Genomic DNA, 15,836 nt, shown 5'->3' with positions numbered 1-15,836 from the left:
TGCTGGCGGCGAGAGGGCGGCAATCTTAGCACAATCGTCTCGCGGGACCCGGCTTTGCCGCGGATTCCTTGCGCGGCTGGCGGTGCCCCGGGCTGGTCATTGGTCATGTAATCAAAAGATCCGGGGGACCGGTCCGATAGAGCGCCGTGCAGGGCGAGCATTCGCGGCTAATCTGTCTTTGACAAACCAGGAGATAGCCATGAACCAGCCCAGTGATAAAAACCGGCGCATCGTGCTGGCATCCAGGCCCAAGGGCGCGCCTTCGCCAGAAAATTTCCGCCTGGAGGAGGTGGCGCTGCCCAGGCCCGCCGACGGCGAAGTTCTGCTGCGCACCGTCTATCTGTCCCTGGATCCCTATATGCGCGGGCGCATGAGCGATGCGCCTTCCTATGCCGAGCCGGTGCAGCTGGGCGAGGTCATGGTGGGCGGGACCGTGAGTCGGGTCGTGGAGTCGCGCCACCCGGACTTCGCCGAGGGCGACTGGGTGCTGGCCTACAGCGGCTGGCAGGACTACGCCCTGTCCGACGGCACCGGGCTCACCAACCTGGGCCGCGATCCCCAGCATCCCTCCTACACTCTGGGAGTATTGGGCATGCCCGGCTTCACGGCTTACATGGGACTGCTGGACATCGGTCAGCCGAAGGCGGGCGAGACTCTGGTGGTGGCTGCGGCCACGGGTCCGGTGGGGGCTACTGTCGGCCAGATCGGCAAGATCAAGGGCTGCCGGGTGGTCGGTGTCGCCGGTGGACCGGAAAAGTGCCGCTACGCGGTGGAGGAGCTGGGTTTCGACGCCTGCATCGATCACCACGCGGATGATTTCGACGAGCAGCTGGCCGCGGCCTGTCCGGATGGCATCGATGTCTACTTCGAGAATGTCGGCGGCAAGGTGCTGGATGCGGTGCTGCCGCTGCTGAATACCTTTGCGCGCATTCCAGTCTGCGGTCTGGTGTCCCAGTACAACGCATCGTCGCTGCCGGAGGGCCCGGACCGCATGGGCTGGCTGATGGGCCAGACGCTGGTGAAACGCCTGAAGATCCAGGGCTTCATCATCTTTGACTACCAAAACCGCTTTGGCGAGTTCTTTCCGCAGATGTCCGAGTGGCTGGCGAGCGGCAAGGTCAAGTACCGCGAGGATATTGTCGAGGGTCTGGAGCGGGCGCCGCAGGCGTTAATGGGCATGCTGGAGGGCAAGAACTTCGGCAAGCTGGTCGTGCGCGTCGGCGCCGACGACTGATCCTGATTTTCAAGTCTATTCACTACAGGAGACCAATCGATGAAGATTCTGATGGTGCTTACCTCCCACGACCAGTTGGGCGATACCGGCAAGAAAACCGGTTTCTGGCTGGAGGAGTTTGCCGCGCCTTATTACATCTTCCACGATGCCGGCGCCGACGTTACGCTGGCATCCCCGCAGGGCGGCCAGCCGCCGCTGGACCCGAAGAGCGACGAGCCGGATTTTCAGACTGCGTCGACCGAGCGCTTCCGCCAGGACGACGCAGCCCGGCGCGCGCTGGCGAATACCCTGCCGCTCGCCGATGTCCGAGAGGAGGATTACGACGCGGTCTTCTATCCCGGCGGCCACGGCCCACTGTGGGACCTGGCGGAGGACAAGTACTCCATCACCCTGATCGAGTCCTTCTACACCGCCGGCAAACCGGTCGGGGCCGTCTGCCACGGCCCGGCCGTATTCCGCCATACCACGGTAAACGGCAGATCTCTGGTGCACGGCAAGAATGTCACCAGTTTCACCAACTCCGAAGAGGAGGCGGTTGGGTTGACCGATGTGGTGCCATTTCTGGTGGAAGACATGCTCAAGTCCAAGGGGGCCAGGTTTTCCAAGGCGGACGACTGGCACCCCTACGTGGTTGTCGACGGCAAGCTGGTCACCGGGCAGAATCCACAGTCGTCCGAGGAGACGGCCGAGACTCTGCTGGGGTTTGTCAAAGAGCCCTGAATGGACGGTCCGACGGGGGACCGGGTGGAGCGCGCAGCCCGCCTCAGCCGGGCAGGTTTAACTTGGCCGCAACTGAGAGTAAAATACCCGACAAAGGAACTCGGTTATTTGCTCGCTTATTAGAGAAGTCTTATGTCTGAATTGAATGTCACCATTACCGAATCCGCCCAGGAGTACCTGCGCGAGCTGCTGGAGAAGCAGGACTGTGAGGGCATCGCCATCCGCATGTTCGTCTCCAACCCGGGTACCCCGAACGCGGAGACCTGCATTGCCTACTGCCGTCCGGGCGAGGAGCAGGAGGGTGACGTGACAATGGATATGAACGGCTTCAGGGCCTACTTCGAGGGCCGCAGCGTGCCCTACCTGGACGAGGCGCGGGTCGACTACTCGTCGGACAAGATGGGCGGCCAGCTGACCATCCGCGCGCCCAACTCGCGCATGCCCAAGATCACCGATGACAGCCCCATCGAGGACCGCATCAATTACGTGCTCTACAACGAGGTCAATCCCGGCCTCGCCGCCCACGGCGGCCAGGTGAGCCTGGTGGAGGTCACCGAAGACGGCTACGCGGTACTCAAGTTCGGTGGCGGCTGCCAGGGCTGCGGCATGGTGGACATGACCCTGAAAGAGGGTGTCGAGAAAACCCTGAAGGAGAAGATTCCGGAGCTGGCGGGGGTCAAGGACATCACCGACCACACAGACAAATCCCAGGCTTACTACTGAGCCGGGCAGGGCACTGCATTGGATCCGTAAGGGCGAACATCGAGTTCGCCCTTTTTAATTGCCGGTTTATTGCGGAGATGGGCCTCTGCGATTGCGCAGGTCGCAAATCATTAGCTAGCGCAACAGAAGCTCGGAGGGGGCGCTAGGTGCCGTCCGCAGCGCTCCGGTCTTCGAAGAACTCGAACACGTCGACGTTGTCCAGCAGTACCCCGTCAAAGTTCGCGTCCAGAATCCTGAACAGGTAGGACTCGTTATTGCCGAAAATGATGTCCTGCCACTCGTCCCGCCAGTACTCCACGTAGTAATTGCCCGGCATGCCGGAAACTTCCTCTTCCAGCCATACGGGCGGGTTGGTGAACCAGAAGGACTGCCAGTAGAAACGGTTGTCCTGGGCCAGACCGATGCTCATGTAGGCGATCAGCAGCCTGCGACCGCCGTTGTTCTTCACCTTGAGCTGTTCGACCTGTTCCGCGGTGAATTCCAATCCGTTGAAGAAAAAGTCGATGATGACGATGTCGTAGTCCGTTGCGCTGATCGCGTCGACCAATTCCTGGCGCGTGGAAAAAAGGCGGGGATTGATCAGGTTGAGGAAGTTTCTGGCTTGTGGCAGCCGATCGATGTTGTCAGAGTTGAGATTGTGGATTTCTGGCGGATAGCTGGGAATGTTATCCAGCTCTTCGTGGTCGGCGGCGAAGGAAATATAGCCGGCGTCCTCATTCAGCTGGTAAGAGTCGTCAATATTGGTCTGGCTGGTTGCGAAGTCGGTCACCAGGATGACAGATCCGTTATCTCTGGCCAGGTCCAGAAAACTTTGCAGGCGGCGGCGCTCTGCCAGCGGCGTGGGCTGGTCGATACCATTCTGGCCGAAGAACAGGGCTTCCTGGGCGAGGCCGTCGACGGCATTGACGTAGTCGACATCGACCGTTCCGCTCTCCCGGCCGGTTGTGGCTACCAGTTCAACACCGTTTTGCGAGATAACGATAAAATCCCGGTCGATATCTTTCGCATAGCGGCTGATATCCTGGACGAAATCGCGCATCTCCTGTTTGAAATTGATGGCGCGCCCGGTGGGGAATTCCGGAAGCTCATCAAAATCGCATCCGAAAAAGAACAGCGGTGTTAGCAGAACTGCGAGGGTCCGTTTCAAAATCCATCTCCAGTAACAAAACCCGGGTGGCGCAAGGTAGCAAGGTTGCCGGTCGCCGGCAACTCGCCGCCGTATCGCTCAAAAAATCGAATCTTTTCCAACTCCCATCTGGAATAATCGGGCTGCTCCCGATTATTGTTTTTGCGGGTTCTTAAACATCTTTCCGTGTCCCGGAATAATCCAGTCGGCGATTCCCAGAATCTTCTCGCGGTGTTTGTCGAGATCGCTCTGACTGGAGGCCAGTGGATCCTGCACCGGTGTCATATCCGGAAACCACCACAAGTGCGTCAATACATAGGTGCCGTCTGCGGTTTTCACGACCAGTGAAGCGTCTTCGTCGGTATGGCCGGGCGTGCGCAGGACCTCGATGCCGGGTGCCACCTCGTAGCCATCCGGATGATCCTGCCAGAGGTCGCCGCGATAGCGTCCCCAGAAATCCACCACTTCAGCGTTGGGGAAGAGGGCGATATTGACTGTGTGATCGGGATGGTGGTGGCTGATAAATACATGGGTGACCTGCTCCGGTGAGACGCCTTGCTTCTTCAGCGTGTCCAGGATCACTTGCCTGTCGGTCACCATGCCCGGATCGGCCACCAGTGTCGTGTCCTTGCCCTGTACCAGGACCACAGTGCCAGCGACCTTGCGGGCGCCGTCGGCTGATTTTCCCGGCACGAATTCCCGGCCCTCAATGGGCCTGACGTAGCCTTCCGTCAGTACCGTCACCTTGTTGTCATCCGGGGCTGGCCGGGCAAGTCCTGGCAGCGACAGGAACGCGAACGCGACAGCCGCAAGCATAGTCTGATGCATGATATGTCTTCCTGGAGGGGGCGTGACCGGCGCCAGATTAGAGCGCAGGTTCGGTGTTACTTCCAGCATAGACAGTGCGCCCCGGCTCCGATACGGATCCGTGACGGCGAGGTTCGAATCGGAGCGGGCGGCGCAGTGAGCGGATTATGGCGTCCCCATGCGCTTCTTGGTTTTGCTGGTCGCCTGCGCGGTGAGCGGATCGTCGGGCCAGTAGTGTTTCTGGTACTTGATCCGCAACTCCTTTTTGACTTCCTGGTAAGTGTTGGCCCAGAAGCTGGCCAGATCCCGGGTCACCTGTACCGGTCGCTGCGCGGGCGAGAGCAGGTGGATCATCAGCGGATAGCGGCCATGCAGGATCGCCGGTGTCTGCGCCAGGCCGAACATTTCCTGCAGTCGCACGGCCAGGACGGGTGGCAGCTCATCGTAATCGATTTGAATGCGCGAGCCGCTCGGCACCTGGAAATGGCTCGGAGCCAGCTCTTCTATCCGCTGCTGCAGAGACCAGTCGAGTTGACTCTGCAGGATACTGTGCAGATTCAGCTGCTTGAGCTGGTCCAGTTTGCTGAAGCCCTGCAAGTGGGGCAGCAGCCAGTCGTCCAGGGTGGCCAGCAGGGTCGCGTCGCTCCAGTCCGGCAGCGGCAGATCTGCCAGCAGGTCCGGATGGTCCGCGGCGATAGCGCACAGAAACTGGAGTCTTGCGCGCAATCCGTTTGCTTCCCTGCTCCAGGGTAGGGACTGCAGGCCTTTCTGGCGCACGGCATCCAGCAGCGCGCGGTTCAGCATCTCGGGAGAAATGTTTCTGGCCGGCTGTTCATCCAGCACGATGCGGCCCAGGGTAGTGCGCTCGCTGGCAACGGCCCGTCCCGCCTTGTCATCCCAGCGTACCGATTCGCCCCGTTCGATCAGTTCGCGGAAGTGGCCGCGCAACGCCGCCGCGGATATACGCGCGGCCAACTGAATGCGGGCGTCACGGCCCTGGCCATCAAGCTCGGCAATAACGAGGTAATCGGCGAGTGCCAATTCGTCGTCGTGAGAGAAGAGGGCTCCGCGGCCACTGGCAAGCAGGAAGCGGCGCTCGCGGTCGCGGCGGCTCTGGGCGATGCGGTCCGGGTAGGCGAGTCCCAGTAGTATGCCGACCCGATCGAACTCGTCGATATCCGCGTTTGCTGCAGCGGTTGCGTGCGCGTCAGCGGAGCCTTTCAGTTGTGCCTGCCAGATCCCCGCCTGCTGGCGGACACGCTGTATGGCGCCGCGGTCGGCACCTGTGTTTTTTGCGCGGCCCTGCAGAACGTCCATACGCTTCTGAACGTCGCGGTCCCAGCGGGCCTCGCCGCGGAATATATCCCGTTCTGACAAGAGTGCCGCCAGCAGGCAGGCCTCGTCCGCGAGCGCCAGATCCAGGCTGCGGATCATCATATGGGCCAGGCGCGGATGAGTGCCCAGGGCCAGCATGGCAGTGCCGTGCTCGGTAATGCGCAGACTGGTATCCAGTGCGCCCAGCTGCTGTAACAACTCCTGCGCCTGGGCCACCGGGCCCGGCGGCGGCACATCCAGCCAGCGCAGTTCGGTGACATCGGTCACGCCCCATTGCGCCAGTTCGAGCGTCAGTGGCGCCAGGTCGCTGAGCAGTATCTCCGGTGTATTCTTCGCCGCCAGGCCGTCCTGGCGCGACTCACTCCACAGGCGCAGGCACAGGCCCTCACTGAGCCGCCCGGCGCGGCCACAGCGCTGGATCGCTGATGCCTGCGAAATATGCGTGGTCACCAGGCGGTTCATGCCGGTGTTTGGATCGAAGCGGGATTCGCGCATCAGCCCGGCATCCACGACCATGCGGATACCGTCGATGGTCAGGCTCGTCTCCGCCACATTGGTGGCGAGGACGATTTTGCGCTCGCCGGGCGGGGAGGGGGCAATCGCGGCGTCCTGCTGCTGTTTGCTGAGATCGCCGTAGAGCGGGGCGATCGCTATCTCACTGCGACCGGCTAGCTGTTCATTCAGCAGTGCCTCGACCTGCCGTATCTCGCCCACGCCGGGCAGGAAGGCGAGCAGGCTGCCGGTCTCCAGTTCCATGCATTCGACGATCTTGCGCGCCATCAGCGCCGGCAGCTGGCGGTTGTCTCCGGGCGCCTGCTGGTGCAGCTGTTGTTGCGGAAGATAGTGCACATGCACCGGGTAGCTGCGGCCCTCGCTGGTTATGACCGGCGCATCGCCGAGTAGTCCGGCCACGGCTGCGGTGTCCAGAGTCGCGGACATTACCAGCAGCTTCAGGTCCTCGCGCAGGTATTCCTGCGACTGCAGGCACAGCGCCAGCGCCAGATCCCCCTGCAGGTTGCGCTCGTGGAACTCGTCGAAGATCACCAGCGCGGTGTTGGACAGCTCAGGGTCCGACTGCAGCAGTCTGGTCAGAATCCCTTCGGTCACCACCAGAATGCGCGTTTGCCTGCCCGCCTTGCGCTCCGCGCGAATATGGTAGCCGACCGTCTGGCCCACCGGTTCGCCGAGCAGCTCCGCCATGCGGTTGGCCGCACTGCGCGCGGCGAGGCGGCGCGGTTCCAGCAGGATGATGTTCCGCTCACCCAGCCAGTCGCTCTCCAGCAGCGCAAGCGGCACCGCGGTGGTCTTGCCGGCGCCCGGGGGCGCCTGCAGGACGACGTTGTTGTGCCGGCTCAGCGCGGCGAGCAGCTCGGGGAGGGCGGACTGAATGGGTAACTCTGGCATGGGCGGGGATTATAGCGGCAGCCGAAGAGAGGCAAAGCAATAGCCGAGGTTTTTAGCTTCTCGGGGCCATTTTGCCGAAAGGCCTGCGCAGGAGATCGGTCGTGCCGGAAAAGGCACGCGCGTCTACGCGTCCATGCGAGCGGTCATCTATACACAGTATTTGGCAAAAACTGTATGTCGCGATCCGGCGGTCGGGCGTCCAGTCACCAACTTCGATTGGCCCGACTGGGATGGAAAGGAGCACCATGAGTTATTCAATCAGTGTCAACGGCGAAGTGCGGGAATTCGATGTGGATGGCGATACGCCGCTGCTGTGGGTACTGCGCGATGTTCTCGGTCTCACCGGCACCAAATACGGCTGTGGCATCGCATTCTGTGGCGCCTGCACCGTGCATGTGAACGGCGCGGCGAAGCGGTCCTGTGTCATGCCGGTCTCGAGCATCGGCACCGCCGAGGTGCGGACCATCGAGGCGCTGCACGAGACGCCGGAGGGCAAGGCGCTGCAGCAGGCTTGGCGGGAACTCGACGTGGTGCAGTGCGGCTATTGCCAGCCGGGGCAGCTGATGTCCGCCGCGGGCCTGCTCGCGGAAAATCCCCGACCGTCCGATAAAGATATAGACGCGGTGATGGACGGCAATATCTGCCGCTGCGGCACCTACGTAAGAATCCGCGCGGGCATCGCTCGCGCATCCGGACTTATTTCATCAGCCGGGAAAAAGGCGAAATCGGGAGCGTCGACATGAGCTGGCGCAATGGCGATAGTGCGCCTCTCTCCCGGCGCAAGTTTCTCGGCGTCTCGCTGGTGGCAGCGGGCGGTCTGTTGCTCGGTTTCACCGTCGGCGGGCGCACTTGGGCGCAGGAGGCGCCTGCGACTCCTCCCGTGCCAGTGCCGCCGCCGAAGCCAAACGCCTTCGTGAAAATTGCTCCGGGCGGCCGCATCACACTCGTGATCCCCTATGTGGAAATGGGGCAGGGCGTCTACACCTCGCAGGTGCAATTGCTGGCGGAGGAGCTGGAAGTGGATCCGGCGACAGTGGCGTTCGAGGCTGCGCCGCCAGACGACGCGCTCTACGCCAATCCGTTGATCGGCGAACAGGTCACCGGCGGGTCAACTGCGCTGCGCGCCCAGTGGATCTCAGTGCGCCAGGCGGGCGCGGCGGCGCGGGAGATGCTGATCGAAGCCGCGGCGCGCCGCTGGAAGGTCCCCGCGGCTGGCCTGAAGGCGGAGAACGGCAGAATTATCGAAACCGCCAGCGGGCGCAGTATCGGCTATGGCGAGGTCGCGCGTGAGGCGTCGGGTCTCCCCGTACCCAAGTCGCCGGCGCTCAAGGCGCCGGAAAAATTCCGTTTTGTCGGCAAGCCGACCAAGCGTGTCGACACCCCGGCGAAGATCAACGGCTCCGCCATCTTCGGCATCGATGTGCGACCGCCCGGTGTGCGGTATGCCTTGGTAGCTGCCTGCCCGGTGTTCAATGGCAAGCTGGCGAGCGTCGATGACCGTGAGGCGATGAAGATCAAGGGTGTGCGCCAGGTGGTAAAGATCGAGGACGCGGTCGCGGTCGTCGCCGATCACACCTGGGCGGCGCGCAAGGGGCTGGCGGCGCTCAAGATAAAGTGGAATGAGGGCGCCAACGCCAGGCTCACCACTGCGGACCTGGTCGCCGGGGCGGACGCGGCGATGGACCGCGACGGCCTGGTATTCATGCACGAGGGTGATGTTAACAAGGCGGAATCCGGGGCGGCGGGGCGTTTTCGGGCGGATTTCCGCCAGCCGATACTCGCGCACGCGGCGATGGAGCCGCTGAGCTGCACGGTGCACGTCAAGCCGGACAGCTGTGAGGTCTGGCTGGGCTCGCAGGTTCTGGCACGGGCCCATAGAGCCGCGGCCGAGGCCGCGGGTCTGCCGCCGAATAAAGTCGTGATGCACAACTACTATCTGGGCGGTGGTTTCGGCCGGCGACTCGAGATCGACTATGTCCCCCAGGCGGTGAAGATCGCCAAGCAGGTGGAGGGGCCGGTAAAAGTCACCTGGAGCCGCGAAGAGGATATGCAGCACGACTACTACCGCTACCTCAATCACAGCCGCGTCACTGTCGGCCTGGATTCAGCGGGTCGCCCGGTCAGCTGGCGGCACCGCGTCGTCGGCCCCAACATCATGGAGCGCTTTCTGCCCATTCTTAATAAAGACGGCATAGATCTGGATGTCGTCGAGTGTGCGCACGGGCCCTACGACATTCCGAACGTGCTGATCGAATTTACGCGCAATGAACCGCCGAAAGGTCTGGGCGCGGGCAACTGGCGTGGTGTGGGCCCGACCCGCAACGTCTACGTGGTGGAAAGCGTGATTGAAGAACTGGCCTACCGGGCCGGCCAGGATCCGGTGGCCTACCGCCTGGCGATGATGGCGAGGCAACCGCGGCCGAGGGCGGCGCTGGAGCTGGCGGCCGCCAAGGCGGGCTGGGGCAAATCGCTGCCGAAACGCAGCGGCCGCGGGGCCGCGGTGTTTAGCGGTTTCGGCAGCCACCTCGGATTCGTGGCCGAGGTGAATGTTGAGCCGTCGGGGCATGTGCGTGTGGACAGGGTGGTGTGCGCGGTGGATACCGGCTTCGTGGTCAATCCGGATGTGGTGCGCGCGCAGATGGAGGGCGGGATCATCTTCGGCATCAGCGCCGCACTCTACGGAAAAATCACCGTGGCCAACGGGCGCATCCGGGAAGGCAACTTCGACACCTATCCGGTGCTGCGCATGCACGAGGCACCGCGGATCGAGGTGCATATAGTTCCGAGCAGCGAGGAGCCGGGTGGGGCGGGCGAACCCGGAACCTGCGGCGCCATAGCGGCCGTGGCCAATGCGGTCTCCGCGGCGACGGGCAAGCGGCTGTTGAGCCTCCCGGTCGATTTTGCACAGCTCAAGGAGGTGTGATGAGCGTCCTGAATACCCGGCGCCTCTGGCTGATGGCCGCCAGTCTCGCGGCGGTAGCGGTCTATGTGGGGTTAGCCCATGTAGTCGCGTCGGAAGAAGCCGCTGCCGATGCCGTGGCAGACCCGCTGAAGCCGGCCGCAGATTTTTCTAACATCGCCGATCAGCGAGCGCGATCGGTAGCACTCTTTACCGAGGCCGCGCGGGTGCTGCAGAGCCCGCGCTGCCTGAACTGCCACCCGGTGACCCGCCAGCCTACCCAGGGTGACGAGCTGAAACTCCATGTCCCGAGGGTCATTGCCGATGCGGAGGGGCACGGCCCACCGGGACTGGCCTGCAGTACCTGCCACCAGGTAGAAAATGCCCGCACCTTTGCTGATCCGATCGCCAGCGTCCCCGGCCATGCACCCTGGGCGCTGGCGCCGGCATCCATGGCGTGGCAAGGCTTGTCGATCGGCGAAATCTGCGCGCAGCTGAAAGACAGGAAGCGCAACGGCAACCGCACACTCGAACAGATTCACCACCACATGGCTGAGGATGGACTGGTTGGGTGGGCCTGGCATCCGGGCGAGGGGCGCAAACCCGCGCCGGGCACCTGGGAGCAGTTTGGTGAGCTGATTCATGCCTGGATCACCACCGGCGCCCACTGCCCGAGCAGTTGACTTATGCAGCCAATGGAAGGGCCGGAGTCACTCGTAGCGCCCCGCCACGCCACCTGGCTGGAACTGTTCTTCGACCTGGTGTTTGTCGCGAGCATCGGAGTGATCTCCCACGGGCTGTCCCACAGCCACGACGGTCATGTGTCACTGAAGCAGCTAACGGATTTTGTGCTGCAGTTCTTTCCGATTTGGTGGATATGGGCCAGCCACACGCTCTATTTAAACCGGCTCGATACCTACGACCGCGTACAGCGAATCCTCACGCTCTCGGTCATCTTTCTGCTGATCAATCTGTCCGCGATGTTCGGCGGCAATGTGCTGGTGCACACCAGTGAATTCATCCTGGTATATACCGCCATTCGGTTGCTCATCGCGTTCATGTATTTCTGGTCGCAGTTTGGCGGCGGTCATTTGCAAAGCTATGCGCGGCAAATGTGTGTCGCCACACTGCTCGGAGCGTTGATCTCCTGCGGCGCGCTGGCTTTTGCCGGTGAACACAGGGTGGCGGTTTTCTACCTGGGCATAGTTCTGGAGATGGCCCTCGTGGCATTTGTCTCGCGCAAGATTCGGTTGACACGCCAGGACAGGAAGCATCTGGTCGAACGTATCGGTCTGATGACCATGATTCTCCTGGGTGAATCCATCATCAGCCTGGTTGCGAGCTTGCAGGACCGCGCCGGCGAAACGCCGAATTTAATTGCGATGATGTTCGGCTTCATCTTGATCGGCGCCATCTGGTGGATCTACTACGGCAGTTTCTACTTGCTCGAATCCGCCAGAGAAATTCGGCGAGGTATTACTTTGCTCTATACCCACCTGATCTTTGCGATGGGCCTGGTAATGCTCGCCAATCTGATCGGACTGACCATGCGCGATGAAATCGACTCGGAGAGTTTCAGGATGCTGACTTTGTTCGGGCTGATATTCTTTTACATTGGAAAACAGGTTAGCTATTTCAAGGCAATCCCACCACACCGCATTAATAATGTTGTTTTTACACTTACCTGTGTTTCTATTGGGGCATTTTCAACCTATTTACCAAATCCAACGCTCGCTCTCGTAGGCGTGACCTTTGCTATGCTGACATACGTATTTATGCACTATACGTGGACGCTGCCTAAGGATGTCAGCGCTTACCTGGAAGTGAGTGGAAAGGCTCGCAGATGCTAACCGACGATTTGATGCTGGATCGTTATGAGTATGGATCGAAATCCAAAATTTGAAATATATAGGGGTATCAACAATCACGAAGAAAAAATTGCAGCGGAATATTCATTGAAGTCGGCTTGGCTGGAGTTTCAGTTGAGCCACATTTTAGTTCTATGGGTGATGAACATTGTTAGGAGTCCATGGGCCAGATAGGGTGAGAGCAAGTCTGCGCCACCGCAGATCCATTGGACATCCGTAAGGCCGATGCTGGCGCATTTGCCCATGAGTAAGGTGAACGACGCTTTGGTGCGGCTAAAGAGCGGTGAAACTCGCTATCGGATAGTCCGGGAAGTTGGGAAATAACCCACATTCGCTTCGAGCTGCCAATACGAAGAGTGGCCGGCGCTACACCGGCCACTCTTTCCTGTTGCGATTTTCGACCAGGGGTTCACCTGTGCATCCAAAGCTGCCCTGGAGTATGCAGTTTAATCGCCGGCAATTGGCAACGGTGCGTCAGAATCGACCAGGCCGGCGCTGCGCAGCTCTCGCCAGAAGTCCGCGGGCACCACCTCTTCCAGCGCCGCGCGGTCTTCCGCGATCCGGCTGGGTTTGCTGGCGCCAGGTATTACTGCCACCACCGCAGGATTCGCCAGCGCGAACTGGAGTCCGGCCGCCTTCATGCTGATGCCATAGCGGTCTGCGATGGCCTTGATGCGGGCGACCTTGTCGAGGATTTCTGGTTTGGCCGGCGCATACTCGAAGTTCGGGCCGCCGACCAGCGCGCCGGAGCTGTACGGCCCTCCGACCACGATTCCCAGCCCGCGCGCCGCAACCTGTGGCATCACGCGTTGCAGCGCACGTGAATGATCCAGCAGGGTGTAGCGGCCGGCGAGCAGGGATCCATCCGGACGCGGTTCTTCCAGATCGAGCAGCAGTTCGATTGGCTCGACACGGTTCACACCCAGGCCCCAGGCCTGGATGACGCCTTCGTCGCGCAGCCGGTCGAGCGCCTTGAATGCCCCCTTGCGCGCGCTCTCGAACACACCCAGCCACTCGTCGCCGTAGAAATCCTTGGCCACATCGTGTACCCAGACGATCTCGATGTGGTCGGTTTTCAGGCGCTTCAGGCTGTCTTCGATCGAGCGCAAAGTCGCGTCGTGGGAGTAGTCATTGACGATCTTGTTAGGGCGGCCGTATTTGAACACATCACCTTTCTCTCCGAGGTCGCGACCGCTGACGTCCTCGATTTCATCCAGGATCAGGCGGCCGACCTTGGTGCTGATGACGTACTCGTCGCGCGGGTGTCCTGCCAGCGCCTCGCCCATGCGGATCTCCGCCAGGCCGGCGCCGTAGAAGGGCGCAGTATCGAAGTAGCGGATACCGTCGTTCCACGCCGCTTCCACTGTCGCCAGTGCTTCCGCTTCCGGAATGTCGCGGAACATGTTGCCGAGCGGTGCAGTGCCGAATCCGAGCTTGCCGGGAAGAAGGTCCTTCAGTGCCATTGTTTGCTCCAAATCATGAGAGTTGGTGAATTGGCGGAGATATCGGTCGAGTTGCCTACGCGGGGGTAAACTCAGTATATCCCTCAGCCCCGCTGCCGAAGTAGGAAGATGCGGGAGCGTCAAACAGCGGCGCATTCGCGCGCAGACGCTCGGCCAGGTCGGGGTTGCCGATAAAGAGTTTGCCGAAGGCGACCATGTCGGCGTGACCGGAGGACGTCGCGTCGATGGCCCTCTGGCGGTCGTAGCCATTGTTGGCGATGTACGCGCCGTCGAATGCCGCGCGCAGGGCGCCAACGTCGAAGGCCTCGTCGCTGCTGTCGCCGTGCAGCTGCCCCTCGACGACATGCAGGTAAGCCAGTCCGATCTCGCCGAGCCGGCGAGCCAGGTAGCTGTGGGTCTCCAGCGGCGTGCTGTCGAGTGGCGTGTCGCCGATTGCCGTGGAAAACGGGGAGAGCCGCAGGCCAATGCGATCGGGGCCCCACACGCTGGCGACCGCCTCGACGACTTCAAGAGTGAGTCGCGCCCGGTTCTCGATGGAACCGCCGTAATGGTCCTCACGGAGGTTGGTGCTGTCGCGCAGGAACTGTTCCAGCAGGTAGCCATTGGCGGCATGCACCTCGACACCATCGAAGCCGGCCTCCTTCGCCCTGCGCGAGGCCTGACGATAGTCGTCGATGACGCCGGCGATCTCGTCGGTGCCAAGCGCGCGCGGCGTGGACGGAGGGACGAATCCCTCTTGCAGAAACACATTGCCTCCGGCGCGGATCGCAGAGGGCGCCACCGGTGCGGCACCGTTCTCCTGCAGACTCACATGAGACATACGGCCGACGTGCCATAACTGCATGACGATTTTTCCACCAGCGTCGTGGACTGCATCGGTCACGCGCGACCAGGCCTCAACATGCGCATCGGAATAGATACCCGGGGTGATTCATGCCAAAGAGGGCGCGACCGTCTACGCCGCCGATATTGCAACCCCAGGCAAGCCTATTCAAAAGGTATTGAGGCTATAACGCTTGACGTCACCGGCGAATCGGAATGGCAGAAGGTCGTCGACGAGATCGTCAAGAAGAGCGGGCGCCTCGACGTACTGATAAACGATGCCGGCATTATCGCTTACGAACCGCTGCACGAGCTGGAAATGAAGGAATGGCAGAAGATGATCGCGGTTGATCAGACTGGTGTCTTCCTTGGTATGCGCGAGGTAGTCCCGATAATGCGGAAGCAAAAATCGGGTTCGATCGTCAACATTTCCTCGATCTGGGGTAGTGCCGCGGTCAGCGGTGCGCATTCGTATCACGCTGCCAAGGGGGCAGTCCGCAATATGTCGAAGAACGTAGCGATGACGTATGTCGCCGATGGAATCCGGGTCAATTCCGTGCACCCGGGCTTCATTGATACGCCACTGACGCAAGCGCAGGATCCTGAACTGAATGAAGCAGTCATGGCGGCGACGCCAATGAAGCGCGGAGGCAAGCCCATTGAGGTCGCCTATGGTTGCCTTTTCCTGGCCTCGGATGAATCGAGCTATATCACCGGCGCTGAGTTGGTGATCGATGGCGGCTACCTGGCCCAATAGCTGAGGAGTAGAGGATGTCTTTCTCGCCTATTGTGCAGGAGCGCATCGACGCCTGGAGCGCCGCGTCATTGGCTTTCGGCCCACTCTTGCGGGGCGAGCCTGGTGCTTGGGACGCCGCATGAAAAAAATTATCTAAGGAGGCGCTGATTAATATCACCTACTTCCTGGCGAGAGCGTGGAAGCATGGCGAGTAATATGAAAGGGCAGCTCATTCGGTGAGCGGGGATGCCAGTAGCGATTCTCGCCGATCAAAGAGTCCGAGCGGAATTTCATGTGGCCATTGGGAAGGCGCCCCGATGACCACGCGGGGCTTTCTGATCTGGGCCTTTCGAAGCTGTCTGTAATCGCCCGGTGGGCTGACGGGTGAATGGGATGACCCTTTGTGGAATCGTTCACGCCCACGGATGCCATGTGGAGAGTATGACCGCCACGGATGGCGGAAGTGCAGATTTTGCAGGAGCAAAGATCTGCCGGCGCCATCCACTCGTCCGAGAGGCCTCTCCAGCAGTGCTTGACCAGCCAAATCCATACTATCCTTATCGTCACTTCGTCTACGCTTAGTGTAACCGTGTGGCGGCTCAGTCATGTGGGGCGGAGTTTGAGCTTGGAGACATTTCCGATAGCTAGGGTACTTCTGAAAAACGTAGCGAGCGGGCGGCAGTGGTGGCCGCCGGCCGC

Annotated in this window: 13 protein-coding genes; 8 read left to right on the top strand and 5 right to left on the bottom strand. The window is 61.3% G+C overall.

Annotated features, from left to right (window positions below):
- Positions 1 to 199 precede the first annotated feature (199 nt).
- The 3 genes from RRF64_RS03855 (at position 200) to nfuA (ending at position 2,677) form a co-directional block, all read left to right on the top strand.
- Positions 200 to 1,234: an NADP-dependent oxidoreductase gene (locus tag RRF64_RS03855; RefSeq protein WP_323844502.1), complete on the top strand. Its 1,035-nt coding sequence runs from the start codon at positions 200 to 202 to the stop codon at positions 1,232 to 1,234.
- 39 nt (positions 1,235 to 1,273) lie between these two features.
- Positions 1,274 to 1,954: a type 1 glutamine amidotransferase domain-containing protein gene (locus tag RRF64_RS03850; protein WP_323844501.1), complete on the top strand. Its 681-nt coding sequence runs from the start codon at positions 1,274 to 1,276 to the stop codon at positions 1,952 to 1,954.
- Between the two features lie 132 nt (positions 1,955 to 2,086).
- Positions 2,087 to 2,677: a Fe-S biogenesis protein NfuA gene (nfuA, locus tag RRF64_RS03845; RefSeq protein ID WP_323844500.1), complete on the top strand. Its 591-nt coding sequence runs from the start codon at positions 2,087 to 2,089 to the stop codon at positions 2,675 to 2,677.
- Between the two features lie 142 nt (positions 2,678 to 2,819).
- Here the strand turns inward: nfuA and RRF64_RS03840 are convergent, their stop codons facing one another.
- The 3 genes from RRF64_RS03840 to hrpB form a co-directional block, all read right to left on the bottom strand.
- The gene (locus RRF64_RS03840; RefSeq protein ID WP_323844499.1) at positions 2,820 to 3,824 is read right to left on the bottom strand and encodes an endo alpha-1,4 polygalactosaminidase; all 1,005 of its coding nucleotides are present in this window, start codon (positions 3,822 to 3,824) and stop codon (positions 2,820 to 2,822) included.
- 132 nt (positions 3,825 to 3,956) lie between these two features.
- The gene (locus tag RRF64_RS03835) at positions 3,957 to 4,631 is read right to left on the bottom strand and encodes an MBL fold metallo-hydrolase (protein WP_323844498.1); all 675 of its coding nucleotides are present in this window, start codon (positions 4,629 to 4,631) and stop codon (positions 3,957 to 3,959) included.
- 144 nt (positions 4,632 to 4,775) lie between these two features.
- Positions 4,776 to 7,349: an ATP-dependent helicase HrpB gene (hrpB, locus tag RRF64_RS03830; protein WP_323844497.1), complete on the bottom strand. Its 2,574-nt coding sequence runs from the start codon at positions 7,347 to 7,349 to the stop codon at positions 4,776 to 4,778.
- Between the two features lie 245 nt (positions 7,350 to 7,594).
- On the opposite strand from hrpB, the gene RRF64_RS03825 reads away from it, so the two are divergent.
- From RRF64_RS03825 to RRF64_RS03810, 4 genes are read left to right on the top strand one after another with little or no spacing between them, the layout of a single operon-like run.
- Entirely contained in the window at positions 7,595 to 8,092 is a 498-nt protein-coding gene (locus tag RRF64_RS03825; protein WP_323844496.1) for a (2Fe-2S)-binding protein, read from the top strand.
- Positions 8,089 to 10,272: a xanthine dehydrogenase family protein molybdopterin-binding subunit gene (locus RRF64_RS03820; RefSeq protein ID WP_323844495.1), complete on the top strand. Its 2,184-nt coding sequence runs from the start codon at positions 8,089 to 8,091 to the stop codon at positions 10,270 to 10,272. Before RRF64_RS03825 ends, RRF64_RS03820 begins: the two co-directional genes overlap by 4 nt.
- Positions 10,272 to 10,931 carry a hypothetical protein gene (locus tag RRF64_RS03815; protein ID WP_323844494.1) on the top strand — a complete coding sequence of 220 codons (660 nt, stop codon included), beginning with the start codon at positions 10,272 to 10,274 and terminating at the stop codon, positions 10,929 to 10,931. Before RRF64_RS03820 ends, RRF64_RS03815 begins: the two co-directional genes overlap by 1 nt.
- Before the next feature lie 3 nt (positions 10,932 to 10,934).
- On the top strand, positions 10,935 to 12,098 hold the full coding sequence (locus RRF64_RS03810) for a low temperature requirement protein A (RefSeq protein WP_323844493.1): 1,164 nt from the start codon (positions 10,935 to 10,937) through the stop codon (positions 12,096 to 12,098).
- A gap of 464 nt (positions 12,099 to 12,562) precedes the next feature.
- Here RRF64_RS03810 and RRF64_RS03805 read toward each other — a convergent pair whose 3' ends face one another.
- Together RRF64_RS03805 and RRF64_RS03800 are read right to left on the bottom strand one after the other, a co-directional pair.
- Positions 12,563 to 13,579, bottom strand: coding sequence for an aldo/keto reductase (locus tag RRF64_RS03805; protein WP_323844492.1), 1,017 nt, complete (start codon positions 13,577 to 13,579; stop codon positions 12,563 to 12,565).
- 55 nt (positions 13,580 to 13,634) lie between these two features.
- Positions 13,635 to 14,462: an alkene reductase gene (locus tag RRF64_RS03800; protein WP_323844491.1), complete on the bottom strand. Its 828-nt coding sequence runs from the start codon at positions 14,460 to 14,462 to the stop codon at positions 13,635 to 13,637.
- Positions 14,463 to 14,480: 18 nt separating this feature from the next.
- Here RRF64_RS03800 and RRF64_RS03795 point away from each other — a divergent pair, with 18 nt between their 5' ends.
- Positions 14,481 to 15,158 carry an SDR family NAD(P)-dependent oxidoreductase gene (locus RRF64_RS03795; RefSeq protein ID WP_323844490.1) on the top strand — a complete coding sequence of 226 codons (678 nt, stop codon included), beginning with the start codon at positions 14,481 to 14,483 and terminating at the stop codon, positions 15,156 to 15,158.
- Positions 15,159 to 15,836 lie beyond the last annotated feature (678 nt).

This window comes from Microbulbifer magnicolonia, from assembly GCF_035117725.1.
GTDB lineage: Bacteria > Pseudomonadota > Gammaproteobacteria > Pseudomonadales > Cellvibrionaceae > Microbulbifer > Microbulbifer magnicolonia.
The sequence above is the reverse complement of the archived record's forward strand: the minus strand, read 5'-3'. Positions and strand labels throughout refer to the sequence as shown.